The following is a 25,864-nucleotide window of genomic DNA, read 5'->3' as shown; positions in this document are numbered from 1 at the left end:
GCCTATCAACGCAGAAGAAAACCGCGTCCCAATTCGTCATCCGGCTCGACGGTGAATTCCGCCCGGCCCGAATAGTAGGCGTGGCCGCCGACGCGGGCGATGATCGCATCATGCGGGCCGGCCATGGTCGTGCGCGCCACCGCTCCGGAAAAGCGCGAGCCGGCGATGCTTTCGAAGGACCGCTCCTGACCAGGGTTGATCTCACCCTTGGCATGCATTGCCGCCAGCCGCGCGGTGACGCCGGAGCCGGTCGGCGAGCGGTCGACCTCGGCATCGGCAAAGACGCAGATGTTTTTTGTTGCCTCGCCGGAGAACGCATCGTGTCCATCGGTGAGGATGGTGCCGTAGAGGAAAGCGAGATCGGCATGGTCGGGATGCGATAGAGGGAACGCCGCCTTCAGCCGTTCGGTCAGCGCGGTTGCCGCGTCGACGAAATCGCGCACCCGGCTGCGGCCGAACTCCAGGCCGAATTGATGGCAGTCGGCCAGCGCGTAGAAGGCGCCGCCATAGGCGATGTCGAACGCAATCTTGCCGTATCCCCCCAATTCGATTTGTTGGTCATGGGCAAACAGAAAGGCCGGCACGCTTTCGAACGACACCGATCCCGCTTTGCCGTCCCTGACCTCGACCGAGGCGACGACCATGCCGCACGGCGCCTCGATGTTGACGGTGGTGATTGGCTCCTGCTTGACCACCAGCCCTTCGTCGACGGCGTAGCGGCCAAGCGCAATGATGGCGTGGCCGCACATCGTCGAATAGCCCTCGTTGTGCATAAACAGCACGGCCAGCTCGGCGCCGGGCAGGTCGGGCTCCACCAGCAGCGCGCCATACATGTCGTAGTGGCCGCGCGGCTCGAAGATCAGCAGCTTGCGCAAATGGTCGAGGTGGTCGCGCACATAGGCGCGCTTTTCCAGGATCGTGCCTTTGGGAATGTCTGGATAGCCGTCCGTGACGATCCTGACCGGCTCACCGCCGGTGTGCATGTCGACGACGGTGAGCGTCATGCGCCGGGACCCCTACCCTGAGGATTTGGAAAACAGCGCCTGCAATTTGCCGAACGGCATGGCGGCGCGGGTGAAGCCGAACGTGCCGTCCTGCTGGATCTCTCGCGCCGCGGTTTCCAGCATGCCGAAGGCGAAATTGGTCAGCCACGGCCCAAGCGAGATGCGCTTGACCCCGGCCATGGCGAGGTCGGCGATGGTGAAGGCCGGGAGTGCCATGACATTGACCGGCCTGCTCACTGCCGAGCAGACGTTCCGGATGGTCTCGACATCTTTGAGGCCCGGCGCATAGAGCACGTCGGCGCCGGCCTTTTCGAAGGCCTGCAGCCGCTTGATCGTGTCGTCGAGATCCGGTTTGCCCCAAAGGAAATTCTCGGCCCGCGCGGTGAAGACGAAATCATGCTTGAGCGCCCGTGCGGCTTCAGCAGCAGCTGCAACGCGCTCGACGGCGTGTGAAAACTCATAGATGGGCTTGTCGGGATCGCCGGTATGGTCCTCGATCGAGCAGCCGGCGAGACCTGCCGCTTCGGCCGCAAAAACCGTCTCGGCGGCACTCGTCGCGCTGTCGCCCTTGCCTTTCTCGAGATCGGCCGACACCGGCAGGCTGGTTGCCGCCGTCAGCTCGCGGCAATGGTGGATCATCGCCTCGAAGGTCACTGCGCCATCGGGCAGGCCGCGCGAGAAGGCAAAACCGGCGCTGGTGGTCGCCAGCGCCTTGAAACCGAAGGACGCCAGGAGCTTGGTCGTGCCGACATCCCAGGGGTTGGGCATGACGAAGGTCGAGGCGTGCAGGTCGCGAAAGATCTTGCCCTTGTCCATGAGTGCTCCCTTCAGATGCGAAATGCCGGCAGATTCTATCGTGCAGCAATGCACCGAGCAAACGAATGCGGTTGGCTCAGAAGCGTTTGGCGTTCTCTCCTGCCAATCTGTCCAGCGCATCGGAATCCTTGACATAGTGCAACGTTTTTTTGTCCCAATGATAGGTGACGGAAATTGCGTGGGCTTCAGGCTTGGGCGGCTGGTCGTCGCAGCTCTCGCCGTTGAGCACCGTGGCGTCGGTCACCGTCACTTTGACCGCGGCATGAGGCTGTCCGTCAGCGATCGTCTGGAAAGCAACGTCCTGCTTCCGGCTGTAGGCGCACAGGTTCTCATCGAAGGTGAAGATCATGTCGATCAGTTGGAATTTGTCGTCGCGCACCATGATCAGCGGCGTGATTGCGTAGTTTTGGCTTGAATTGAAATGCGCGCTCATGGTGATCACGATGTCGTCGTTCGGCCCAACGGAAAGCTTGCCCGGTTCACGGAAATAGGTGCCGCGGTCGAGCGCGACATTGACGGCGTCGAGCAGCTTCGGCTTGTCTGTGATGTCGTAGAGCGCCAGCACGGCATAGCCTTCGGCGCTGTCGGGAGAGTCGCCGAGGTCGTAGAGCATCGCCAGCCGGTCCTTGCCCCCGGCCTTGATGGCGAGCACGCCGGCGTTGGAGAGGCCCGATGTCTCAGGCGGCGAACCGCCGCCATCCGGTCCCTCGATGTGGCGCATCTCGATCGGCAATCCACCCCGGTAGAAACCGTTGCTGTTACCTGCGAGGCCGGGAATGACCATCCTTGCGAGGTCCAGATAGGTCACATCCATGTGGCCGGGGATGGCGCTGCCGAATTCCGGGAAGCTGACGGCTTGCGCGCCGGCTGCGGTCCAAAGCCACGGCAGCAGCACAAGCGCTAGAGCAATTTCAGGAAAAGTGTGTGCGGTTTTCCGGCCGGAAATTGCGACAAAACAAAAAGATAGAGCGGTTCGCCGTTTCCATGAAACGGTGAAACGCTTTAGGATGGAGCGAAGCAGGTTCGTTGGCATGGGCGCCTCAGGCTGGCCGCGCGGAACCTAACACAGCTTCAGTGGATCGGCACCAGCCCGGCAAGTTCGCGCATGTCGTCGAACAGGACGCCGCCGGCGCTGGCCAGGCCATCGCGGTCGGAATAGGGATCGCCATGATAGGAATAGACACGCATGCCGGCGGCAATGCCGGCCTGCGTGCCGGCAACGCTGTCCTCGATGACGATGCAGTCGGCGGGCACAAAGCCCATGGTCTTTGCCGCATGCAGGAACAGGTCCGGGAACGGCTTGCCGCGGCTGACCATGGTCGAAGAGAACATGCCATGCTCGAACAGCGGCAGCAGCCCGGTCTGGCCGAGCGTGATGTGCATCTTCGAGATACGCGCGGAAGTGGCGACGCAATAGGGAATGCCGGCCGCGCGAACCGCCTCGATGAAGTCGCGCACATAGGGGATCGCCTCGACGCCATGCGCAAACAGATCGGGCAGGCCGGCATTCCAGCGATCGACGAAATCGGCGCCGAGCCGCACCGTGGTCGTCTCTTCGATTTCCTTCTGCACCGAAGCCATGCTGCGGCCGGAAAAATATTTGCGGCAATATTCGAATGTGGTGGGATAACCGGCGGCAACAAACCACTCGGCAAGCCGCCGGTTGGCAAGGTTCTCGGTGTCGACCAAGATACCGTCGCAGTCGAAGATGACCAGTTTCGGTATGCTCATTCAGGCGGTGCCGGTCGATCCGAACCCGCCCGCGCCGCGCGTCGTGGCGCCGGCCAGCGAGCGCTCCTCAACCGTCACCTGCGTCACCGCGGCAAAGACGATCTGGGCAATGCGCATGCCGCGCGTCACCGCGAAATCCTCGTCGCCAAGGTTGACCAGCAGCACCTTGACCTCGCCGCGATAGTCGCTGTCGATCGTGCCCGGTGAATTGAGGACGGTCAGCCCATGCTTGAAGGCAAGGCCGGAGCGCGGCCGCACCTGGCCTTCCATTCCTTCGGGAATTTCCAGGATCAGACCGGTCGGCACCAAGGCGCGCTTGCCAGGCAGGATCAGCAGCGGCCGGTCTTCCGGCACCGCGGCGCGCAGATCCATGCCGGCGGCGCCGGTGCTTTCGTAAGCGGGAAGGGGAAGTCCATCGCCATGCGGCAACCTGACGAAGCCGACGGTTGGACCGATGACGGAGGAATTGTGGAGGGCTGCGCGCATAAAATCGATCCTATCGGCGCGAACGGCGATTCGGTCAACTCGTCCGCAGGCCTATCAACGGCTTTCTTTCGGGCGTCAGTGTGACCTAGCGCAATTCCACCGGAACGACCGTCGTCTCCTTGATCTCCTCCATGACGAAGGAGGCCGAAACGTCCGACAGCGCCACCTTGGCGATCAGCCGCTGATAGAGCCGGTCATAGGCCTTCATGTCAGCGACGCGGGCGCGCAGCACGTAGTCGAGATCGCCGGACATGCGATAGACTCCGGTGATCTCGGGAAAACCAGTCACCGCCGCCCGAAACTTCTGCAGCCAGTCCGGGTCATGATTGGACGTGCGGATCAGGATGAACACCGAAAGCCCGAGCCCGAGCTTGTCGGCATCGACCAGCGCCACCCGCCCGGTGATGACGCCGTCCTCTTCCAGCCGCTTGACCCGGCGCCAGCAGGCGTTGCGCGACAGCGACACTTTTTCGGAGAGCTGATCGACCGACAGTGTGCCGTCGCGTTGCAGCTCGGCCAGCAATCTTCGGTCGATTTCATCGAATTCAAGCGCCATGTTGGGAGGAATGTCCCGAACGACGGCGTTAGACAAGGACAAATTGAGACCGATGAACCTTTACCCCGTGGCAGGATACCCACATCGGGGCTTATCCCGGCAGGAGGGATCACCATGACGACGCTGTTTTCGAAGCTGTTCACCTCTCACCCGGCCAAGGTGGGCGAGACCTATTTCAGCCATATGGCCTTTGCCGCCTGGTTCTGCTCGCGCCTCCTGATGGCCGCTGGTGCGGCACTCGTTCACGCTTTCTTGCCGTTTCTCTTCGAAACTACGGCAAGCCGAATCGTTCGCGAACTCTATGAACGGACGCACAACAGAGGCTCGCACGCGGTCAAGGAGCCCCAGGCTCTCTTGGATCGCGCCTAGGATTGGTTAGAAGCGATGTGCAGATGGGCGGCCTATCTGGGTGAAGCGGTCTTCCTCGAAGACGTCGTCACCGCGCCTTGCCACTCGCTGATTGCCCAGAGCCATTGCGCCCAGGAAGCCAAGTCGCCGACCAATGGAGACGGTTTCGGCCTTGCCTGGTATGGCGACCGGCCCGAGCCCGGCCTCTACCGCGACATCCTGCCGGCCTGGTCGGATCCCAATCTGAAAAGCCTGTGCCGGCAGATCAAATCCGGCCTGTTCCTCGCCCATGTCAGGGCGTCGACCGGCGGCGCCACCAGCCGCATGAACTGCCATCCCTTCATCTCCGGCAGCTGGTCGTTCATGCACAATGGCCAGATCGGCGGCTTCGAAAAGATCCGCCGCGCGCTGGAGAACTCGCTCTGCGACGCCGTCTTCGACCAGCGCGAGGGCACCACCGATTCCGAGCTGCTTTTCCTGCTGATGATCGACGAGGGTCTTGCTGGCGACCCGCAAGGGGCAGTATCGCGCGCCACCGCCCGCGTCATCGAGGCATCGCGCCGCGCCGGTCTGGAGCCAGCCTTGAAACTGACTGCGGCCTTTTCGGATGGAAAGGCGCTGTATGCCGTGCGCTATGCCAGCGACGATCACGCGCCGACGCTGTACACGTCGGTGCGCAATGCCGGCCGTTGCATCGTGTCGGAGCCTTTCGATCGCGAGGGCGGGGAATGGCAGGCCATCCCGCCCGCGAGTTTTGTCACGATCAGCGGCGATGGGATGGTTATTCGGCCGTTCGTGCCGGCAACTGCGAAGCTCGCGCTGGTGGGCTGATCGAAGGAAACAGGGTAGGCCGCATTCCTTCGCGCCCCCCTCAACCGAACCGGTCAGCGCAATTACGATCAAGCGTTCCCTGTCCTAGAAATGCTGAACTCACTTCAAGCCGCGCCTGCCATTTGGCGAAGGCGCCGACTGCCGGAGCATTCGCCATGGACCTAGTCTTCTCCTCGACCGTCGACCTCGCTACGACGATTGCGGCGCGAAAAATCTCCGCCGTTGAGGCGCTAGACGCGCAACTGGCGCAGATTGACCTGCATAACGAGGCGGTCAACGCGGTCGTCAATCTCGAGCGGGAAGGCGCCCGCGAGCGCGCGAAACAGGCCGACGCGGTGCAGGCGCGCGGCGATGGGCTCGGACCGCTGCATGGCGTGCCTTTCACGTTGAAGGACATGCACCAAACCGCTGATATGAAGACCACGGTTGGTTTCGCACCATTCGCCGACTATGTGGCAAAGGCAGACAGTCCGGTCGTCGCCCGATTGAAAGCCGCAGGCGGCATCCTGATTGGAAAGACCAATGTCGCGACGATGCTGGGCGACTGGCAATCGGACAATCCGCTGTTCGGTCGCACCAGCAATCCGTGGAACCGCTCGCGCACGTCAGGCGGGTCCAGCGGTGGCGCAGCGGCAGCGGTGGCGACCGGCATGACGCCGTTCGATGTCGGCACCGACATGCAGGATTCGATCCGCCTGCCGTCGGCTTTTTGCGGCGTCTACGGGTTGAAACCGACCGAGCACCGCGTGTCCCTGGCCGGCGCCTTCCCCGATCCGAACGGCGCGGCGCGTAGCGTGCGGCTGATGTCCTGCCTCGGCCCGCTGGCGCGCAGCGTGGACGATCTTGCGCTGATCTACAAAATCATCGCCGGCCCGGACGGAGCAGACACCGACCTCGCGCCGGTGCCCGTAGAGGCCATGCCCAGGCTCGACCTCAAGACATTGCGCATCGCCGTCGCGCCGTCCTTCCCCGGCTTTCCGGTGGCTGGTAAAATCGCTGCCGCGGTCGAAAGCCTGGCCAAGCGCTTGCAATCAGCAGGGGTGATTGTGGAAGAAGCGAACTTGCCTGAGATCGATCTGCATGACGATCTGGAGCAGGGCGGCGATCTGATCGGCATGATGCTGGAGGCAGCGCAGCCCGAACCGCCGGAGCAGCCAACGCCGATCACCAATTGGTTCGAGGCGCTCGCTCGCCGCGACCGCTCGATCCTGGCCTGGGACAGGTTCTTCGAAACCTGCGATGCCTTGCTGTGCCCGGTCGCCATGACCACGGCCTTCGCGCATTGTGAGCCCGGCACGCCGATCGAAGTCGACGGCAAGGAGCAAAGCTATTGGATGCTACCGGCCTATGGCGCGGTCTTCAATTATTCCGGCCATCCGGCACTCTCGCTGCCCTGCGGGCAAGACCGCGACGGCCTGCCTATCGGCCTGCAACTGGTCGGCAAGCGCTGGTCGGAATCGCGGCTGCTCGGCATCGCCAAGGCGATCGAAGCGCTGACCGGCGGCTTCAAGCGTACGCCGGGCTACTGAGCAAACCGACCCAACCCATAAGGCGTCAGCAGCGGATCACGCTCGCCGTCGAGAATTTCGCGCGTGGCGAACAGCCCGACCGCGGGCGCCAGCGTGATGCCGGAATGCATGACGGCGACATAGAGGCCGTCGGCGCCCTCGGCGCGGCCGATGATCGGAAAGCCGTCGATCGGCGTCGGCCGGTAGCCAACCGTGTGGAAATCGAATTCCAGTTCGTCGGCGCCGCGCAAAGCCGCCTTCATTGCTGCAAACAGCTCGCGCGCCGTGGCGTCGGGATTCTCACCGGGATCGCTCCCCGCGAAATCCGAGCCGGCGATGATGCGGCCCTCCGCCGTCTGGCGCATATGCAGCCTCTCGGCATGCACCAGCCCGGTGAGGAGCTTCTTGTAGGGCTGCGAGTGGACGATCAGACCGGGCGGCGTCTCGATCGGCAGCTTGATGCCGGCGGTAGCGGCAATATCGGGCGCCCCGACACCGGCTGCGATCACCACCTCTTCGGCTGGCATCAGCCCATGCGATGTATCGACACCGGCAATCCTGCCATCGGTCTGGACAAGTGCGGTTACAGAACTGGAGAGAACGCGCGCACCTTGCCGTTCTGCGTCGGCCAGCAGCGCCTTGGCCGCTGCGACCGGTTCGGCCACGCCTTCTTCCGCGACATAGACAGCGAATTCCGGCGGCTCGACGAGATTGGGCTCGATTTGCGCTGCCCGCCCGGCGTCGACGCGTTCGATGCCGTAACCCCAGGAAGCGTGCTCAGCCGCGTAGGCTTCGAGCCGGTCGGCCGGCAAATCCCAGCACAAGCCGCCGCACCAGGCGAGCGGCAGTCCAGGCAACTCGTCTGCCAGCCGCTTCCACTCGGCCATGGCGCGGGTGCGCAGCCGGAAATAGATTTCGGGGTTACCCCAGCTGGCGTTGATCCAGGCAAAGGAATTGGGCGTCGCGACGCCACCGGCGCCGCTCTCCGAAACCACCGTCACCCGCGCGCCAGCCTTGGTCAGGTGCCAGGCGATGGAAGCGCCGACAATGCCGGCGCCGATGACGATGACTTCTTTAGCGCTGCTCATACCGGACCTCTCAAAATGGGCTCCTCTGATGCCACCGCAGCGGGTTAAGCTCAAGGGCGGTCGAGGCCTGCCGGCCCGAAACGGTCGACAGGCTGGCAATGCGCTGCTAGAAGCCCGCGCCACAGACAGGATTCCAGAAATTGGCTGAAGACATCGAACAGGCGGTATCGCGCCGCCGCACTTTCGCGATCATCGCCCACCCCGACGCCGGCAAGACGACGCTCACCGAAAAGCTGCTGCTGTTCGGCGGCGCCATCCAGCTTGCCGGCGAGGTCAAGGCCAAGAAGGACCGCATCCAGACCCGGTCCGACTGGATGAAGATCGAGCGCGAGCGCGGCATTTCGGTCGTCACTTCGGTGATGACCTTCGAATACGAGGACAATGTCTTCAACCTGCTCGACACGCCAGGTCACGAGGATTTCGCCGACGACACCTATCGTACGCTCTCGGCGGTCGACTCGGCCGTCATGGTCATCGACGCCGCCAAGGGCATCGAGCCGCGCACGCTGAAACTGTTCGAGGTCTGCCGGCTGCGCGACATCCCGATCATCACCTTCATCAACAAGATGGACCGCGAAAGCCGCGACCCGTTCGAAATTCTCGACGAGATCGAGCAGAAGTTGGCGCTGGACACCGCCCCCATCACCTGGCCGATCGGCCGCGGCAAGACTTTTGCCGGCACCTACCACCTGGCGCTCAACGCTGTGCGCAGGGGCGATGCCGAGAAAGACCGCACGCCGGTCAACGGCCCCGACTCCAACCGCGTCGCCGGCCTGCTGCCGGAAAACGAGCGCGAGGCCTTCATCGAGGAGCTGGAGCTCGCGCGCGAAGCTTGCCGCCCGCTCGACATCGACGCCTTCCGAGAAGGCCATCTGACACCGGTCTATTTCGGCTCCGCGCTGCGCAATTACGGCGTGCGCGACCTGATCGAGGCGCTCGGCGCCTTCGGGCCGCCGCCGCGCGCGCAGGAGGCAGACACCCGCAAGGTCGAGGCGACGGAGGAGAAGATGACGTCCTTCGTGTTCAAGATCCAGGCCAATATGGACCCCAACCATCGCGACCGCATCGCCTTCGTGCGCGTCTGTTCGGGCAAGCTCGAGCGCGGCATGAAGGCCAAGCTGGTGCGCACCGGCAAGCCGATGAGCCTGTCGGCGCCGCAGTTCTTCTTTGCCCGCACCCGCGTCACCGCCGACGAAGCGTTTGCCGGCGATGTCGTCGGCATTCCCAACCACGGCACGCTGCGTATCGGCGATACGCTGACCGAAGGCGAGGAGATACTGTTCCGCGGCGTACCTAACTTCGCGCCGGAAATCCTGCGCCGTGTGCGCCTCGGCGACGCGATGAAGGCGAAAAAACTCAAGGAAGCGCTGCACCAGATGGCCGAGGAAGGCGTCGTGCAGCTGTTTTCGCCGGAAGACGGCTCGCCGGCCATCGTCGGTGTCGTCGGCGCGTTGCAGCTCGACGTCTTGAAGGAGCGGCTGAATTTCGAATACACGCTGCCGGTCGAATTCGAAATGTCGCGCTTCTCGGTCTGCCGCTGGATCTCGGCCGACGACAAGGGCGAGACGCTTCGCTTCATCGAAGCGCATCGCGGCGACATCGCCCGCGACCTCGACAACGACCCTGTGTTTCTGGCCCAGCACGCCTTCTCGCTGAACTACGAAGCCGAACGCTGGAAGGCGATCCGCTTCGCAACCGTCAAGGACTACCAGGTCCGCGACAAGGCGGCGTAAGGCGCCATCTTGCCTTCTCCCCGTTCACTGGGAGAAGGTGCCCGAAGCGCGGATGAGGGGCAGCGAGGCGTTGAGGGCTTCACTCAGCCTTTGGCAGCTTCCTCGATCTTGGCGATATCGATCTTGCTCATCTGCATCATCGCCGACATCACCCGCCCGGCCTTGGCCCGGTCCGGATCCAGAAGCAGGCGCGGCAGTTGCTCCGGCACGACTTGCCAGGAGACGCCGAACTTGTCCTTCAGCCAGCTGCATTGCGACGGTTCGCCGCCGCCTTCGATGAGCTTGTCCCAGAAATAATCGACCTCTTCCTGGGTCTTGCAGTCGATCGACTGTGACATCGCCTCGTTGAACTTGAATTGCGGTCCGCCGTTGAGTGCCTGGAACTGCACGCCGTCGAGTTCGAACGTGGTCACCAGCGCCTTGCCGGCATCGGCTTGGCCTTCGGGCCAACGCAGCACGCTCAGCACCTTCGAATTCTTGAAGATGGAGACGTAGAAATTCATCGCCTCTTCGGCCTGGCCATCGAACCACAGGCAGGTGGTGATCTTTTGCATGTCATGCTCCTCGGGTGTTTGGTTGCGGTTACAGGTGAAGCTGCTGACTTATAGCAATGGTGCCATTCCCTTGCCGTCGTCCAAGGACGGATGCCGGGCTAGCGATCCGACACTGGCCGGCAATCTTTTTCGAAACCCTGATTTTCAGCGAGACTCTGGCGCATTGCAAAAAAGTGGCCAGACCATACTTGCCGGTCTATAAACCCTGCGATCCAAGTTCCGCGCCGCCACGCTCCGCACCGGGCGCAGCCAGCCAGCCAAGGAAAATTCATGCCTGCCTATCGCTCCCGCACCACCACCCACGGCCGCAACATGGCCGGCGCCCGCGGCCTGTGGCGCGCCACCGGCATGAAGGATTCGGATTTCGGCAAGCCGATCATCGCGGTGGTCAATTCCTTCACCCAGTTCGTGCCGGGTCATGTCCATCTGAAAGACCTTGGCCAGCTGGTGGCGCGCGAGATCGAGAAGGCCGGCGGCGTCGCCAAGGAATTCAACACCATCGCCGTCGATGACGGCATCGCCATGGGCCATGACGGCATGCTCTATTCGCTGCCGTCGCGCGAGCTGATCGCGGACTCGGTCGAATATATGGTCAACGCGCATTGCGCCGATGCCATGGTCTGCATCTCCAATTGCGACAAGATCACGCCCGGCATGCTGATGGCCTCCTTGCGCCTCAATATCCCAAGCGTCTTCGTCTCCGGGGGGCCGATGGAAGCCGGCAAGGTGGTGCTCGCCGGCAAGACACAAGCGCTCGACCTGGTCGACGCCATGGTTGCCGCCGCCGACGACAAGATCTCCGACGAGGACGTCAAGGTCATCGAGCGCTCGGCTTGCCCGACCTGCGGCTCGTGCTCGGGCATGTTCACCGCCAATTCGATGAACTGCCTGACCGAAGCACTGGGGCTCTCGCTGCCGGGCAACGGCTCGACGCTGGCAACCCACGCCGACCGCAAGCGGCTGTTCGTCGAGGCGGGTCACCTTATCGTCGATCTCGCCCAGCGCTACTACGAGCAGGATGATGAGACGGCGCTGCCGCGCAGCATCGCCTCGAAGGGCGCCTTCGAGAACGCCATGACGCTCGACATCGCCATGGGCGGCTCGACCAATACGGTGCTGCATATCCTGGCCGCCGCCCACGAGGGCGAAGTCGATTTCACCATGGAAGACATCGACCGGCTGTCACGGCGGGTTCCGGTGCTATGCAAGGTCGCACCGGCCAAGTCCGACGTGCATATGGAAGACGTCCACCGCGCAGGCGGCATCATGGCCATCCTCGGCCAGCTCGACAATGCCGGGCTGCTCAACCGCAACCTGCCGACGGTGCATACGGCAAGCCTCGGCGAAGCGCTCGACCATTGGGACATCTCCCGCACCTCGAGCCAGAGCGTCCGCGACTTCTTTCTCGCCGCTCCGGGTGGCGTGCCGACACAGGTCGCCTTCAGCCAGGACCGCCGCTGGGACGAGCTCGACCTCGACCGCGAGAAGGGCGTCATCCGCTCAGCCGAGACGCCGTTCTCCAGAGACGGCGGGCTTGCGGTTCTGAAAGGCAATCTCGCGCTCGACGGCTGCATCGTGAAGACGGCCGGCGTTGACGAGTCGATCCTGAAGTTCACCGGCCCGGCCCGCGTGTTCGAAAGCCAGGACGCTTCCGTGAAGGCGATCCTGTCCAACGAAATCAAGGCCGGCGATGTCGTCGTCATCCGCTATGAAGGACCGCGCGGCGGTCCCGGCATGCAGGAAATGCTCTACCCCACGAGCTATCTAAAGTCGAAAGGCCTCGGCAAAGCCTGCGCGCTGGTCACCGACGGCCGCTTCTCCGGCGGCACATCAGGCCTGTCGATCGGCCATGCCTCGCCCGAAGCAGCGGAAGGCGGCACGATCGGACTGGTGCAGGAAGGCGATACGATCGAGATCGACATCCCCAACCGCACGATCCGGCTTGCTGTCAGCGACGCTGAACTCGACGCGCGCCGCGCGGCCATGGAGGCAAAGGGCGCCATGGCCTGGAAGCCCGAGGAAAAGCGCAAGCGCAAGGTGACGACCGCGCTGCGCGCTTACGCCGCCTTCGCCACCAGCGCCGACAAGGGCGCGGTGCGGCACGTGCCGGAGTGATCCAGCCCGGCTAGTGGTACTGGCCGTACCAAGGCGATTTCGGATCGGGAAGATAGGGCCAATCCGTGCGGGTTGGCAGCGATCGCTTTGCGTCTTCCGCCTGTGATGGTGTCAAGAAGATGCCGAACAGGTCGTTTCCACCGTTGAGCGCGTAGTATCGCACGCCCGAATGGGTGAGTTGGTCATTGATGATTTTGAAGAAGACATAAGTGGCCGTGCCCCAGCTTTTGTCTTCGCTGCCCACACTATCCGGGGCGTATATCACGAACTCCTGGCCAGCCGAGCGCACGGCATATCGTGAAGCGTACATGTCTACGCTTTCCTCGATTGCGATTGGGTCTTTCACATATTGCCGAAGCTCGGGCAAAACTTCTTGGTAGGTCTTTGCGATTCCTTGTTCGGCGAGGTTCTCCGCGTCGAGGTGATGCGCCTTGTCGTAGTCGAGAGCCATGGCAGGAGATTGCGCGGCAAAGGTGCCCAACAAGACGGATCGTAGAAAGGACATGAACCGAGCAGCGCGCATACTCGCACTCCGTTATGGCATCAGCTGATATTCATAAAGCTTCTGATACAGCCCGCCTTGGTTGAGCAGCGTGCGATGCGCGCCGCTTTCCACCACGTTGCCGGCCTCCAGCACCACGATCGTGTCGGCCTGGTGCACGGTCGACAGGCGGTGGGCAATGACGATGGTGGTGCGCCCGACCGTCAGCTGCTGCAGCGCGTCGCGGAAAAGCGCCTCGGATTCGGCGTCGAGCGCGCTGGTCGCCTCGTCGAGCAGCAGGATTTCGGCATTGCGCAGCATGGCGCGCGCGATCGAGATGCGCTGGCGCTGGCCGCCTGACAGCAGCGCGCCATTCTCGCCGACATCCGTGTCGTACCCTTTCGCCTGGGCGCTGATGAAGTCATGTGCATTGGCGGCCCTTGCGGCGGCCATTACTTCCTCGTCCGTGGCGCCCTCGCGCCCGAGCCTGATGTTGTGCATGATCGTGCCGGCAAACAGGAACGTGTCCTGGCTGACATAGGCGATCTTTTCCCTGACCGAGGTGAGCGTGGCACAAGAAATGTCCTGCCCGTCGAACATCACCCTGCCGACCTGCGGGTCGTACATGCGCATGATCAGGTTGAGGATGGTCGACTTGCCGCTGCCCGAGGGTCCGACCAGCGCCGTCATCTTGCCTGCGGCAAGCGTCAGGTCCAGTCCCTCGAACACCGGCGCGCTTTCGGGGTAGGCGAAGCTGACATTGTCGAAATGGATCTCGCCCGGCCCGGCCCGCAGCGGCTTTGCATCCGGCTTTTCGGCCAGCGTCAGCGGCCGGTCGGCGAGCTGGAACATCATGCGCACGCCGACAATGCCGGTTTCAAGCGAGATGCGTACGCGGGCCAGGCGCTTGGCCGGCTCATAGGCCAACAGCAGCGCCGCGATGAACGCCATGATGTTGCCCGGCATCTGACCGCCGCCGCCCAGAACCAGGAAGCCGCTGACAAAAACGGCGCCAGCGATGGCCAGCCCCGCAAGCGTTTCCATCACCGGGCTGGTGGCGGCCTCCAGCGTGGCGATGTTGTTGGCGCGGCTCTCCACGTCCGACACGGCCTTGTACATGCGCTTGCGCATGGCGCCTTCGAGACCGAAGGATTTGACGACGCGCACGCCGATCGCCGTTTCCTGCATCACCTGCACGATCTGGCCGAGCGAACGGAATTCTTGCGAGGCAATTTTTCGGACGCGCTTCAGGATACGATTGACGCCGTAAATGGCGATCGGCCCGATCACCAGACAGATCAGGGACAGCGCCGGCTGCTGCCAGACCATCACCCCCACCAGCGCAGCCAGCGTCACCAGGTCGCGAACATAGGACGTGACGATTTGGTCGAGCACGCTGCGCGCGGCCTGGGCATTGTTCGTCATGCGCGAAATCAGTTCGGACGAAGAGGTCGAATGATAGAATTCGATGCCTTGCGCAAGAATGCTGTCATAGATCTTGCGCTGCCGGTCGGCGATGATGGCATTGCCGACCCTGCTCATGAAGTAGGCCTGGATGAAGTTTGCGAAGCCCTTGAGAATGAAAATCGCTCCGGTCGCCGCCGCGATCAGATTGACCTGCCCAATCCGCTTGTAAACCACGAATTCATTGGTGATTTCGCGCAGCATATAGGCGCTGGCTGCTGTCGTTGCCGCCACCACCAACATCGACAGAATGGCCGCAGCGTAGCCAAATCTATGCGCGTGAAAGGATTCCCGCAAAAGCCTTGCGATAAGGCGCTGGTTTTCCGTCGAACGGAAGAAGCGAAACAAATGGCCGATCCCATGCCTGACTGACGAATTTCGGATTCGCCACCGGGGCGAAAGGCGGCTTATAGAGCGAGTTGTGGCCGGATGGAACCTTTCGCTGTCGCGGAGACAATCGGCTGCGGCACGGTGTCTTTTGCGCCACGATTGCGGCGACTGATCTGCAGGGAGATGACGACAGATGGATTTCGACCTTGTTGTGCGCGGCGGAACGCTGCCCGACGGCACCGTCGCCGACCTGGGCATCATCGGCGAGACGATCGTCGCCATCGAGTCCGAACTGCATGTCAGCGCCGGCACGGCGATCGACGCCCGTGGCAATCTGATCTCGCCGCCCTTCGTCGATCCGCATTTCCATATGGACGCCACGCTGTCCTACGGCATTCCACGCATCAACGCTTCGGGCACGCTGCTGGAAGGCATTTCGCTGTGGGGCGAACTGAAGCCGCTCTTGACCCATGACGCGGTGCGCGAGCGGGCGCTCGCCTATTGCGACTGGGCGGTCTCGATGGGCCTGCTCGCCATCCGTACCCATGTCGATGTCTGCGACGACCGGCTGCTGGCGGTCGAGGCGCTGCTCGACGTCAAGAAGATTGTCGCGCCCTATATCGATCTGCAACTGGTCGCTTTCCCGCAGGATGGCTTCTACCGTTCGCCGACGGCGCGCCAGAACACGCTGCGCGCGCTCGACATGGGCGTCGACATCGTCGGCGGCATCCCGCATTTCGAACGCACCATGGCCGACGGCACGCGCTCGGTCACCGAACTTTGCGAAATCGCGGCGAAGCGCGGGCTGATGGTCGACCTGCATTGCGACGAGACCGACGATCCGTTGTCGCGCCACATCGAGCAGCTTGCCTATGAGACGCAGCGCCTTGGCCTGCAGGGCAAGGTGGCCGGCTCGCACCTGACTTCCATGCACTCGATGGACAATTATTACGTCTCCAAGCTGCTGCCGCTGATCGCCGAGACCGGTGTCTCGGCGATCCCCAATCCGCTGATCAACATCATGCTGCAGGGCCGCCACGACACGTTTCCCAAACGCCGCGGCATGACCCGGGTGAAGGAGATGCAGGCGCTCGGCATCCGCGTCGGCTGGGGCCAGGATTGCGTTCTCGACCCCTGGTATTCGCTCGGCACCGCCGACATGCTCGACGTCGCCTTCATGGGCCTCCACGTCGCTCAGATGTCGAGCCCTGCCGACATGGCGCGCTGCTTCGACATGGTCACCAACGTCAACGCCGCCATCATGGGCCTCGATCATCTCGGCCTTGCCGTGGGCAAGCGCGCCAGCTTCGTCATCCTCGATGCAGGCAACCCGATCGAGGCCTTGAGGCTGCGTGCCGAACGGCTGTGCGTCGTCGCCAGGGGCAAGGTGGTGGCCGAGCGCACGAAGCAGGAGACACGGCTGTCGATCGCCGGCCGTCCCGGACAGGTGAACCGGCGGCACAAAGCTGCGTAGAAACAGCCGATTTCCGCCGCTGGTCTTACCGATTTGCCTCGTCAAAGCGGCCGCTTGCAGCTAGGGAGCCGCATGGCCCAGTCGCTCGTCCGCACCTTTACCATCAGGAACGTGCTTTTGGCCGGCATCCTTTTGATGCTGGCCGGCGACTTCATGTTCGCGCTGAACGACGCGATGGGCAAATGGCTGGTCGCCAGCTTCTCGGTGGGGCAGGTGGTGCTGATCCGATCGATCGGGGCCTTCATCGTGCTCGGCCCGATGATCGCCAACCAGGGCGCCGCAAAGCTGTTCCAGATGGAGCGGCCAGTCCTCCAGCTTCTGCGCGTGGTGGCGACGACGGTCGACACAGCCTTGTTCTACGCCGCCGTCGTCTATCTGCCGCTGGCCGATGTGATGAGCTTCTACATGGCCGGGCCGATCTATGTGGCGGCGCTGTCGCATTTCCTGCTCGGCGAAAAGGTCGGCTGGCGCCGCTGGGCCGCCATCCTGGTCGGCTTCTGCGGCGTGCTGATCATCTTGAAGCCCTCTTCGGCTGCGTTCTCGCAGTCCTCGCTGTTCGCACTGGTCGGCAGCATTGCCTTCGCCTTCGCCATCATCCTCAGCCGCCGCCTGCGCGGCACCAGCGACACAACGCTGGTAACCTGGCAGACTATCGGCACGCTGCTGGTCGGCGGCGTGATGACCATCGGCGCCTGGCAGACGCCCTCGGCACTCGATTTCGGCGCCATGCTCCTGCTCGGCATCGTCTCCTGCAGCGCGCATCTGATGATTACCAGGGCGCTGAAACTGGCCCCTGCCTCGACGCTGGCGCCGCTGCACTACAGCCTGCTTCTATGGGCGGTGATCTTCGGCCTGGCCTTCTTCGGCGACGTGCCGGGACCGCGCATCCTGATCGGCTCGGCCATCGTCGTGCTCGCCGGCCTGTTCATCTTCCACCGCCAGAAGGTGGTCGAAACAGTCGTGCCGCGGGAGAACGTGCCGAAAGGCGTGAATTGACCTAACCTTGGCGCACCGCCGCCAAATGCCGTGAAAACTCAGGCGTTTCCATCAGCGCCTTGCAACGGGCGAAGCGGCCGTCGGCATAGGCGCGGAAGTCCTCGACCGGGTTGTTGTTGGCAAGCTGGATCAGCCCCCACAGCGTCCACAACAGGTCGCACATCGCCTTGTAGGTGACGACGCGGCCGCGCTCGGCCGGTTTCGCCTCGCCGCCGAAATAGGCGCGCATCATCTCTTCCTCCTGCGCGGTGTCGAACCGGCCTTCGACCGAGAGGTCGCCGAGATCCCAGAGCGGGTCATTCATCCCCGAATATTCCCAGTCGACGATCCACATCCGCTCGCCCGTATCGAGCAAATTCTCGCACAGCGGATCGCAATGGCAGGCGGCAAGCGGCAGTCTATGCGCGGCAAGGGACGCACGCACGGTGTCGGATTCGCGCACCACGTCGTGGTAGCCCGGCGGCAAGGCGACATCCTTGGTCGACAAGACCTTGAGATAGTCGTCGATCATCGCAAACAGCTCGAAGCGGAACGGGAACACCGCGCCTGACGAGTGCAGCTTGCGGAAGGCTTCGCCGGCGCGGGCCGGGCTACCGGCGCGCAGCTTGAACTTCTCCGGCGACATTGTCTCGGCGCCGGCAACGAAGCGGCTCGCCATCACGCCTGTCGCGGGGTCGACATGCAGCACCTCGGGACTGACGCCGGCCTTGGCCGCCTCACGCGCCGCCACCGCTTCATTGGCGCGGTTGATATACTCCTCCGTGCCTTTGCCGGGCATGCGCAGGCAGATATCGCCGGCCCGAAAGACGAGATTGGTCATCCCGCCCAGCCGCTCAAGCGGTCCGTCATAGCCCGCCAATGCCGGAATTGCCGCAAGTGTTGCGCGTGCCTCGTCCGTCCCCATGCCTGTTGCCCCTGGCGTGTTATTTCTTGCGACAACGGTTCCACAGTTTTCGCCGTTTGGCTATCATCCGATCGAGGGTGAGCAGCGAGCTGGCGGAGAAACAGCCATGGCGGGCAACAAGGATCATGGCGGGCTTGGCGCCGCCTATGCGGCGCAACGGCCCGAGGACGTCGCCGCGATCTATGACAAATGGTCGGAAACCTACGATGCCGATATGTCGGCCGCCGGCTACCGCCATCCGACGATCTGCCTGGCCCTGCTGGCCCGCCATCTGCCGCGCGGCGCGGCCCCGCTTCTCGACGCCGGGGCCGGCACCGGGCTGATCAGCGAGTGGCTGGCCATTACCGGCTATCCCCAGGTCGAAGCGCTCGATATTTCGCAAGGCATGCTGGCCAAGGCGGCGGCAAAGGGCGTCTATTCGGCACTGCATTGCCTGGCGCTCGGCGGGCCGCTCCCCTTTGCCGACAATGCCTATGCCGGCATCGTCTCGGCCGGCGTTTTCACCTCCGGGCATGTCGGCGCCGAGGGACTGGACGAACTGATCCGCATCTGCCGGCCGGACGGCATCATCGTGCTGACGGTCAAGAACACGCTGTGGAACGCCGGCTTCGCCGAACGCATCGCTGCGCTCGAGGCTGAGGGCAGGGTTGTCCGCGCCGAGGAGACGGCGCCCTATGTCTCGATGCCGGGCGAGTCGGATACCGTGCCCAGCCGCGGCCTCGTGCTTCGTGTGAGCTAATCCAGGTTTCGTCTACGCTTTGATCTTGCTCATCGCCGGATCGTACATCGGCTCGAGATGGATCTTGGCCGGCGTCCGTTCCATCGCCACCACCAGCTCATAGTCGCCTGAGCTGAGAAAATCGTCGCTGACGCCATCGGCGTTGCGGACATAGCCATAGCCGATGTTCTTAGCCAGCGTGTAGCCATAACCGCCGCTGGTGAGATAGCCGACCGGTTCGCCATTGCGCAAAATCGTCTCGCGCCCGACCAGCACGATATCGGGATCGTCGACCGTGAAGCCGGCAAAGCGTTTCTTCAGGTCGGCGCCGCTGATCTTTTCGAGCGCCCGCCGGCCGACGAAATCGGTGTTCTTCCTCAGCTTCACCGCCCAGCCGAGGCCGGCCTCCTGAGGCGTGTCGTTGGGGGTGATGTCGGAGCCCCAGGCGCGGTAGCCTTTCTCCAGCCGAAGTGATTCCAGCGCCCGATAGCCGATCGGCCGGATGCCGTGCGGCTTGCCTGCCGCCATCAGCGTGTCGAAGATTTCGCCGGTGGCGGCGATTGGCACATGCAATTCCCAGCCGAGCTCGCCGACATAGGTGACGCGCAGCGCCCGCACCGTGTGACCGGCAATAGCGATCTCGCTGACATGGCCGAATGGGAAGGCGGCATTTGAGACATCCGCGTCGGTGACGGCCGAAAGCACATCGCGGGCGCGCGGTCCCATCAGCGACAGCGTGCCGAAATCCTCGGTGACATCTTTCAACGTCACGTCGAGGCCCTTGCCGACATGGTCGCCGATCCAGGAGAGATCATGCGTGCGGAAGCCGGTGCCGGTGACGATGTAGAATTTGTCTTCGGCGAGCCTTGCCACCGTCAGGTCGGCCTCTATGCCACCGCGCGTATTGAGAAGCTGCGTGTAGGTCAGCCGTCCCACTGGCTTGGCGACATCGTTGGCGCAGATCCAGTCCAGCGCCTTGGCTGCATCGACGCCTGTCATTTCGTATTTGGCGAAGGAGGACTGGTCGAAGATGCCGACCTTTTCGCGCACATGCCGGTGCTCGTCGCCGACGGCTGAGAACCAGTTCTGCCGGCCCATCGAGTAGACGTCTTCGGGCTTGGTGCCCTGCGGTGCGAACCAGTTCGGCCGTTCCCAGCCGAGCTTGGAGCCGAACACCGCGCGGTGCGCTTTCAGCCGCTCGTAGAGCGGCGAGACGATGCGCGGCCGGCCCGAGACGTACTCCTCATGCGGAAAGCCGATCGTGTAATGCTTGCCATAGGCTTCCAGCGTGCGATCGCTGACCCATTGCCGGTCGCGGTGCAAATTGGAAAAGCGCCTGATGTCGACCACCCAAAGGTCGAGCGGCGCTTCACCATCGACAACCCATTGCGCCAGCACCCAGCCGGCGCCGCCGCCGGAAGCGATGCCGAAGGCGTTGAAGCCGGCGCCGACGAACATGTTGGCGCATTCGGGCGCGACACCGAGGATGAAATTGCCGTCCGGCGTAAAACTCTCCGGCCCGTTGATTATCTGCTTCACGCCGACCGTCTCCAGCGCCGGCACGCGCGCGATCGCCTGGCTCATATGCTGCTCGAAATGATCGTAGTCGTCGTCGAACAGCCGGAACTCCCAGTCGTCGGGGACATCGCCGCCCGGCAGGCCGGTCGCCCAGGCTTGTGGGTTCGGCTCATAGCCACCCATCACCAGCCCGCCGACCTCTTCCTTGAAATAGGTGCGGCGGTCGGGATCGCGGATTGTCGGCGCGTCGGTCGCCAACCCGTCGATCTTCTCGGTGATGATGTACTGGTGCTTGACCGGTTGCAGCGGCACGCAAATGCCGGCCATCGCGCCGACCTGGCGCGACCATTGCCCGGCGCAGTTCACCACCTTGTCGCAAGCAATGTCGCCCTTGTTGGTCTTCACCGCGGTGATGTGCCCGTCCGTCATGTCAAAGCCGGTAACGCGGACGTCCTCGAACAGCTTGGCGCCATGCATGCGCGCGCCCTTGGCCAGCGACTGCGTAATGTCGGAGGGGCTGGCCTGCCCATCGGTCGGCAGCCAGGAGGCGCCGACGAGGTCGCCGGTCTCCAGCAGCGGCCACATCTTTTTGACCTCCCTCGGCGACAGCAACTGCATGTCCATGCCGAAGCTCCTGGCCGTCGTCGCCAGCCGTTTATATTCGGTCCAGCGGTCGGCATTGGTCGCAAGCCTGAGGCACCCGGTCATCTTCCAGCCGGTAGCGAGCCCGGTTTCGGCTTCCAGTCCCTTGTAGAGCTCGACCGAATATTTGAGCACGCGGGTGATCGAGGCGGACGAGCGCAGCTGGCCGACCAGCCCGGCCGCGTGCCAGGTCGAACCCGAGGTCAGCTTGCCCTGTTCCAGCAGCACGACATCGGCCTTGTGGTCGCGCGCCAGGTGGTAGGCCGTCGAACAGCCGATAATGCCGCCGCCGATGACGACGATGCCGGCATGTGTGGGCAAGCTCATGACTGTGTCCCGTATTTCGTGCGGTAATTGTCCAGCGCCGCGTCAAGCCGCGTCAGGTTCTCCGCGGTGTAGGCGACGTAGTCGATGCCGGGCGCGTCGAGGTAAAGTTCGGAAACCATGCTCCACATCGCCTCGCGCAGCAGCGAGGCGCATTGCATGGCCGCGTGCGAGCGGCGGATCGCCTCATCCGGCTCGCGCATGAAATACGCCGTGAGGAAAGTGAAGGACTCCGCGTCGCTCATCTCGGCGTTGGAGGCAACGCCGGCAAGATCGAACATCGCGGTGTTGAAACCGGCATATTCGAAATCGATGAGCCACAACCTGTCGCCATCGTCGAGAATATTTGCCGGCAAAAGATCATTGTGGCCGAAGACGATCGGCAGCAGTTTCTGGGCCCGCTCCAACTCGTCGGCCAGAGCCAGCAGCCTGGGCAGCTCGTCGCGCTTGCGGCTGCCGCCTTCGCTCAGCGTTCGCGCATAGTCGCGGATGACATGGAAGACCCAGAACATGAAGCCGGCGCCGGAGATGTGATTGGGCATCTCGCGATGGAACCCGCGCATAAGGGCTGCGACGCGGCCGATATTGGCGCGCACGTCCTCGGCAACATAGGTTTTCGCGCCGAGAAATTCCGTGACCATGATGCCGGGTTCGGAATGGTGGACCGCCGGCGCGAAGCCTGCGGCGTGCGCCGCGCGGGCCGTCATCACCTCGCGGTCGCGAAAGACGTGGTGAAATGGATAGTCCTGGCCGAAGCGCACGACATGCCGCCCGGCCGCGTCCTTGACCAGATAGTTGGCGTTGCTGAGGCCGCCCGGCAACGGCGCAATGTCGATGCTGCCATTCCAGCAAGGCAAGGTCCGGATGCGGTCTTCAGCAGTCACGGGACCATCCCTGACTTTTGCGGAGCTTTCTTGGGCGCCATGCGCCGCGCAACGAGCGTTGGGAAACGCAAAAAATCTCGTCGGTGCGGGACGCAGGAACTCCTATCCCGCGCCGCACCGACGAGCCCCTCTGGCCAGGTTTTGATACCCGGTCTCCGCCCCCGCGGATTTGAGAAACTTTTGTGCCAGTTCAAACCCAGACGGTCTGGCCAGACGGTCCGGTCCGTGAATTGCGGCTCTGCCATCACCCTCCCGTGGCAGTTCCGAAGCTGTCACGCCGTCAATGTCACGCCAGTGCTACCTAACTGTCAATGAAATGTTGTGACTTTTTTTGGGTGTTTTGCCCGAAACCACGAGCAATTCCTTTAAAAACGGCGGCATTGCCCTAAAACCGGGCAGGCCGCAAATTCAGGAAGCCAGATGATCCATTCGAAACGGCATGGCGAAATCCTCCGCCTCCTCAAGGAAGAGGGCACCGTCACCATTGCCAGCCTCGCCGACCGGCTGGGGGTTTCGCTTGAAACGGTGCGCCGGGATGTCAAGCCACTGACCGGCAATGGCTCGGTGCTCAAGATGCATGGCGCGATCGGCCTGCCGTCGATGGCCGGCGAAGCGCCGTTCGAGCGGCGCATGCGCGACAATGCGGAGGCCAAGCGGCTGATCGCCCGCATGGTCGCTGCCACCATTCGCGACGGTGAATCGGTCATGCTGGACACCGGCACCACGACCTCGTTCCTGGCCCGCGAACTGCTCGGCCACCGGCGGCTGACCGTGGTCACCAATTCATCCGACATCGCCCGCACGCTGGCCACCGTCAACGGCAACAAGGTCTATATGGCCGGCGGCGAATTGCGCAGCGATTCCGGAGCCGCCTTCGGCGCCTCGGCGATCGATTTCGTCAGCCGCTTCTCGGTCAGCCATGCGGTGATTTCGATCGGCGCCGTCGATGCCGCCGCAGGCCTTGCCGACTACGATCTGGAAGAGGCGGAGTTCGCCCGCATGGTGCTGTCGCGCGGCCAGCGCTCGCTGGTCATCACCGACCACACCAAGTTCGGTCGCCAGGGTCTGGTCCAGGTCTGCGGCTTCGACGGTTTTTCCGAACTCGCCACCGACCAGCCGCCGCCGCGCGACATTGCCTCGGCACTTGCCGAGGCTGGAGCGCGCCTTAGCATTGCTGCGGCCTAGCCAAACACCAGCGACTGGCGCGCCGCGATCCCGGCCATGCCGCCACCCGATACCACGAAGGCGATGTTGTGCATCATGCGCGCCGCGTTGCCGGCCGCGTAAGATGTCGTTCTGGTGAAAAATTGTTTTTCAATCATCCCGCTCTTCGCAATGTCCATGCAACTTGGCAGCCGCAAACAGCGCCTCGTCGAAATGCGGGCCGGGCGAATCGCCCGCATCAGCAATGAGGCCACCATGCTGCAAACGATGCCTTGTCTTTCCTCATGGCCTGGACGCTTGCGCGCTCCGACCTGGAAGCCGACCCGGCTTGGCCGGACATTCCGCAACTTTCCGCCGGCGACGGTGTATGACGGTGTATAAGGTGTCCAGGATCAAGAACCTCAAAACCTATGACTGGCGCTTCGCATGACTGATCCACTGTCGGCGATCCTGGGCTTCGGCCTGCTCGGCGTCGCCTGCCTCGCCTTCACAGAAAAGATCCTGCCGCTGCCGCCCTCGCATGTGCTGCTGCTGTTCCTCGGCATGACGGCAGCCCCCGATCTCCCGGCGCTGGCGATCCTGCTTCTGGTAACGACGCTGTCCGCCATCACAGGCTGCCTTGTCTGGTATAGTTTGGGTCGTCGGATTGGCTTGGATCGTGCCGACAGGCTGGTCCAGCGTTTCGGCAAATATGTCTGCTTGCGCTATGCGACCTACAGCAAGCTTGGTCAGGCCTATCGCCGCCATCATGTCCGGGTCTCCTTGCTGGCGCAGTTCATCCCGACGGTTCGCAACTATCTGCCGATCGCGGCCGGCGCGCTCCGTCTTCCACTCTTGCCCTTCGCGGCGGCGACGCTGCTCGGCGCCACGCTATGGAACACCGGCTTCCTCGTCACCGGCTACCTTATGCGCGGCAGCGGCCGGGATTCCTATGCCATCGGCTTTCGCATCATCGTCATCGTCATGGCGCTGGAGACGGCGTTCATGCTCGCGCTGCGCTACGGTTCAGCCTGCCGGCGGCGCCTCGGGTTCGGCTGACCAGGAGGCGCCTCAAGCCGTATGGGTATAAGCTCCGCCTTCGGCTTTCCTTCCCCGGCGCGCCGGTGTTTAGTCCGGCCATGGCTTTCACCATCCGCCAGCTGCAGTTCTTCATTGCCGTCGCCGAGCAAGGCACGGTGTCGGGCGCCGCACAAAACCTCTCCATCTCGCAATCCTCGGTCACCGAGGCGATCAAGGAGCTGGAGAGCGATCTCGGCGTCGAATTGTTCGAGCGCCATCCGCGTGGCCTCAACATTACCCACAAAGGCCACCAGTTCCTGCGCCATGCGACCAAGATCCTGGCCGACGTCTCCGACGCGCGCCGCGCTTTTTCCGACGACCAGGTGGTGGCCGGCGGGCGGCTGCAGCTCGGCGTCACCTCGCTGGTCGCGGGCTATGTGCTGTCCGATCTGCTGGCGCGCTACCGCCGCGCCTATCCCGGCGTCGATGTCTCGGCCATCGAGGACAATGGCGACTATCTCGAACATCTGCTGATCGGCGGCAAGCTCGACATTGCCGTCATGGTCACCTCCAATTTGCGCGACCGCACCGCTCTGCAGTCGGAAATCCTCGAGGTCTCGGCCTACCGGCTGTGGGTCCCGCTCGGCCACAAGCTGGCCAGCGCCGACATTATCGGCATAGGCGACATTGCCGGCGAGCCGCTGATCATGCTGACCGTCGACGAGATCGAGGAGAACACCGGCAAGCTTCTGGCGGCGATCGGCGCCAGGCCGCATGTCGCCTTTCGCACCCGCTCGGTCGAAGCCGTTCGCAGCCTCGTCGCCACAGGTGCGGGCGTGGCGTTGCTGCCCGACCTAGTCTACCGGCCGTGGTCGCTGGAAGGCGACCGCATCGAATCGCGCGACATTTCGGGTTCCCTGCCGGTCGTCCAGGTCGGCATGGTCTGGCGCCGCGGCTCCGGTCTGCCGCAGGCGTCGCGCGACTTCATCGGCCTTGCCCAGTCGCAGCGTATGGTACGCCAGCAGCGTTGATAGGGTGCGTGGTTATCTATCGGAAAAACCGATATCGCGTTTCTGATAAATGAATTTGCGAAACCGGAATTTTCCGAGCACTTTTCATGTCAGGGACGAAAGCCGCCACCAGAGCGGCAACGTGCCATCGGATGAACTGACGCTTTTCAGCCTGCGGCTGACCGC

General features: G+C 63.4%; 25 protein-coding genes. 11 read left to right on the top strand and 14 right to left on the bottom strand.

The genetic code is table 11. The annotated features are described in order from the left end of the window. Positions 1 to 5: 5 nt before the first annotated feature. The 6 genes from NLY43_RS15530 to NLY43_RS15505 all read right to left on the bottom strand — a co-directional run bounded on the left by NLY43_RS15530 (position 6) and on the right by NLY43_RS15505 (position 4,593). Positions 6 to 1,004, bottom strand: coding sequence for a proline racemase family protein (locus tag NLY43_RS15530; protein ID WP_023712622.1), 999 nt, complete (start codon positions 1,002 to 1,004; stop codon positions 6 to 8). A gap of 12 nt (positions 1,005 to 1,016) precedes the next feature. Continuing rightward, the gene (locus NLY43_RS15525) at positions 1,017 to 1,820 is read right to left on the bottom strand and encodes an isocitrate lyase/PEP mutase family protein (protein WP_023672876.1); all 804 of its coding nucleotides are present in this window, start codon (positions 1,818 to 1,820) and stop codon (positions 1,017 to 1,019) included. A gap of 76 nt (positions 1,821 to 1,896) precedes the next feature. Beyond that, positions 1,897 to 2,715, bottom strand: a complete 819-nt coding sequence (locus NLY43_RS15520) for a hypothetical protein (protein WP_245264052.1) — start codon at positions 2,713 to 2,715, stop codon at positions 1,897 to 1,899. A gap of 176 nt (positions 2,716 to 2,891) precedes the next feature. Next, positions 2,892 to 3,551 carry an HAD family hydrolase gene (locus NLY43_RS15515; protein ID WP_023713561.1) on the bottom strand — a complete coding sequence of 220 codons (660 nt, stop codon included), beginning with the start codon at positions 3,549 to 3,551 and terminating at the stop codon, positions 2,892 to 2,894. Then, positions 3,552 to 4,037, bottom strand: coding sequence for a dUTP diphosphatase (gene dut, locus NLY43_RS15510; RefSeq protein WP_023712620.1), 486 nt, complete (start codon positions 4,035 to 4,037; stop codon positions 3,552 to 3,554). 85 nt (positions 4,038 to 4,122) lie between these two features. Further along, entirely contained in the window at positions 4,123 to 4,593 is a 471-nt protein-coding gene (locus NLY43_RS15505; RefSeq protein WP_023690042.1) for an Lrp/AsnC family transcriptional regulator, read from the bottom strand. A 114-nt stretch (positions 4,594 to 4,707) separates the two neighbouring features. Here NLY43_RS15505 and NLY43_RS15500 point away from each other — a divergent pair, with 114 nt between their 5' ends. From NLY43_RS15500 to NLY43_RS15490, 3 genes are all read left to right on the top strand, one after another. Next, the gene (locus NLY43_RS15500; protein ID WP_023685117.1) at positions 4,708 to 4,962 is read left to right on the top strand and encodes a DUF6356 family protein; all 255 of its coding nucleotides are present in this window, start codon (positions 4,708 to 4,710) and stop codon (positions 4,960 to 4,962) included. A 15-nt stretch (positions 4,963 to 4,977) separates the two neighbouring features. Further along, positions 4,978 to 5,772 (top strand): class II glutamine amidotransferase, encoded by a 795-nt coding sequence (locus tag NLY43_RS15495; protein ID WP_023692647.1) that lies wholly within the window; start codon positions 4,978 to 4,980, stop codon positions 5,770 to 5,772. A gap of 155 nt (positions 5,773 to 5,927) precedes the next feature. Next, positions 5,928 to 7,301 (top strand): amidase, encoded by a 1,374-nt coding sequence (locus NLY43_RS15490; RefSeq protein ID WP_023712619.1) that lies wholly within the window; start codon positions 5,928 to 5,930, stop codon positions 7,299 to 7,301. Here the strand turns inward: NLY43_RS15490 and NLY43_RS15485 are convergent. Next, positions 7,295 to 8,368 carry an NAD(P)/FAD-dependent oxidoreductase gene (locus NLY43_RS15485; protein WP_023712618.1) on the bottom strand — a complete coding sequence of 358 codons (1,074 nt, stop codon included), beginning with the start codon at positions 8,366 to 8,368 and terminating at the stop codon, positions 7,295 to 7,297. The two genes, NLY43_RS15490 and NLY43_RS15485, sit on opposite strands and share 7 nt — an antisense overlap. Positions 8,369 to 8,508: 140 nt before the next feature. Between NLY43_RS15485 and NLY43_RS15480 the strand changes: the two genes are divergently transcribed. Continuing rightward, complete coding sequence (locus tag NLY43_RS15480; protein ID WP_023712617.1) at positions 8,509 to 10,101, top strand: peptide chain release factor 3; 1,593 nt, start codon at positions 8,509 to 8,511, stop codon at positions 10,099 to 10,101. A gap of 83 nt (positions 10,102 to 10,184) precedes the next feature. Here NLY43_RS15480 and NLY43_RS15475 read toward each other — a convergent pair whose 3' ends face one another. Beyond that, the gene (locus tag NLY43_RS15475) at positions 10,185 to 10,655 is read right to left on the bottom strand and encodes a VOC family protein (RefSeq protein WP_023688814.1); all 471 of its coding nucleotides are present in this window, start codon (positions 10,653 to 10,655) and stop codon (positions 10,185 to 10,187) included. Positions 10,656 to 10,925: 270 nt separating this feature from the next. Here NLY43_RS15475 and ilvD point away from each other — a divergent pair, with 270 nt between their 5' ends. After that, on the top strand, positions 10,926 to 12,770 hold the full coding sequence (gene ilvD / locus NLY43_RS15470) for a dihydroxy-acid dehydratase (protein WP_023712616.1): 1,845 nt from the start codon (positions 10,926 to 10,928) through the stop codon (positions 12,768 to 12,770). A gap of 10 nt (positions 12,771 to 12,780) precedes the next feature. Here the strand turns inward: ilvD and NLY43_RS15465 are convergent, their stop codons facing one another. Together NLY43_RS15465 and NLY43_RS15460 are read right to left on the bottom strand one after the other, a co-directional pair. Further along, positions 12,781 to 13,251 carry a hypothetical protein gene (locus NLY43_RS15465; protein ID WP_156033682.1) on the bottom strand — a complete coding sequence of 157 codons (471 nt, stop codon included), beginning with the start codon at positions 13,249 to 13,251 and terminating at the stop codon, positions 12,781 to 12,783. Between the two features lie 54 nt (positions 13,252 to 13,305). After that, positions 13,306 to 15,063 carry an ABC transporter ATP-binding protein gene (locus NLY43_RS15460; protein WP_023712615.1) on the bottom strand — a complete coding sequence of 586 codons (1,758 nt, stop codon included), beginning with the start codon at positions 15,061 to 15,063 and terminating at the stop codon, positions 13,306 to 13,308. A gap of 175 nt (positions 15,064 to 15,238) precedes the next feature. Here NLY43_RS15460 and NLY43_RS15455 point away from each other — a divergent pair, with 175 nt between their 5' ends. Together NLY43_RS15455 and NLY43_RS15450 are read left to right on the top strand one after the other, a co-directional pair. Then, complete coding sequence (locus NLY43_RS15455) at positions 15,239 to 16,519, top strand: amidohydrolase family protein (RefSeq protein ID WP_023712614.1); 1,281 nt, start codon at positions 15,239 to 15,241, stop codon at positions 16,517 to 16,519. Between the two features lie 72 nt (positions 16,520 to 16,591). Continuing rightward, entirely contained in the window at positions 16,592 to 17,515 is a 924-nt protein-coding gene (locus NLY43_RS15450; RefSeq protein ID WP_023712613.1) for a DMT family transporter, read from the top strand. A gap of 1 nt (position 17,516) precedes the next feature. Here the strand turns inward: NLY43_RS15450 and NLY43_RS15445 are convergent, their stop codons facing one another. Then, positions 17,517 to 18,419 carry a phosphotransferase family protein gene (locus NLY43_RS15445; RefSeq protein WP_023712612.1) on the bottom strand — a complete coding sequence of 301 codons (903 nt, stop codon included), beginning with the start codon at positions 18,417 to 18,419 and terminating at the stop codon, positions 17,517 to 17,519. 106 nt (positions 18,420 to 18,525) lie between these two features. Between NLY43_RS15445 and NLY43_RS15440 the strand changes: the two genes are divergently transcribed. Beyond that, positions 18,526 to 19,158 (top strand): class I SAM-dependent DNA methyltransferase, encoded by a 633-nt coding sequence (locus NLY43_RS15440; RefSeq protein WP_023712611.1) that lies wholly within the window; start codon positions 18,526 to 18,528, stop codon positions 19,156 to 19,158. A 12-nt stretch (positions 19,159 to 19,170) separates the two neighbouring features. Here NLY43_RS15440 and NLY43_RS15435 read toward each other — a convergent pair whose 3' ends face one another. Then, on the bottom strand, positions 19,171 to 21,624 hold the full coding sequence (locus NLY43_RS15435) for a GcvT family protein (RefSeq protein WP_023712610.1): 2,454 nt from the start codon (positions 21,622 to 21,624) through the stop codon (positions 19,171 to 19,173). Further along, complete coding sequence (locus NLY43_RS15430; RefSeq protein WP_023712609.1) at positions 21,621 to 22,505, bottom strand: phosphotransferase family protein; 885 nt, start codon at positions 22,503 to 22,505, stop codon at positions 21,621 to 21,623. The genes NLY43_RS15435 and NLY43_RS15430 overlap by 4 nt, the downstream gene beginning before the upstream one ends. Before the next feature lie 420 nt (positions 22,506 to 22,925). Between NLY43_RS15430 and NLY43_RS15425 the strand changes: the two genes are divergently transcribed. Beyond that, entirely contained in the window at positions 22,926 to 23,690 is a 765-nt protein-coding gene (locus tag NLY43_RS15425) for a DeoR/GlpR family DNA-binding transcription regulator (protein WP_023685103.1), read from the top strand. On the opposite strand, the gene NLY43_RS15420 is transcribed toward NLY43_RS15425, so the two are convergent. After that, positions 23,687 to 23,848, bottom strand: a complete 162-nt coding sequence (locus NLY43_RS15420; RefSeq protein WP_023713562.1) for a hypothetical protein — start codon at positions 23,846 to 23,848, stop codon at positions 23,687 to 23,689. The two genes, NLY43_RS15425 and NLY43_RS15420, sit on opposite strands and share 4 nt — an antisense overlap. A gap of 247 nt (positions 23,849 to 24,095) precedes the next feature. Here NLY43_RS15420 and NLY43_RS15415 point away from each other — a divergent pair, with 247 nt between their 5' ends. Beyond that, positions 24,096 to 24,707, top strand: a complete 612-nt coding sequence (locus tag NLY43_RS15415) for a DedA family protein (RefSeq protein ID WP_023712606.1) — start codon at positions 24,096 to 24,098, stop codon at positions 24,705 to 24,707. An 80-nt stretch (positions 24,708 to 24,787) separates the two neighbouring features. Next, the gene (locus tag NLY43_RS15410) at positions 24,788 to 25,699 is read left to right on the top strand and encodes a LysR family transcriptional regulator (protein ID WP_023673412.1); all 912 of its coding nucleotides are present in this window, start codon (positions 24,788 to 24,790) and stop codon (positions 25,697 to 25,699) included. Positions 25,700 to 25,864: the final 165 nt, after the last annotated feature.

It is taken from the genome of Mesorhizobium sp. C416B (genome assembly GCF_030323165.1).
Classification (GTDB): domain Bacteria; phylum Pseudomonadota; class Alphaproteobacteria; order Rhizobiales; family Rhizobiaceae; genus Mesorhizobium.
This window is presented reverse-complemented; position numbering and strand designations above follow the sequence as displayed.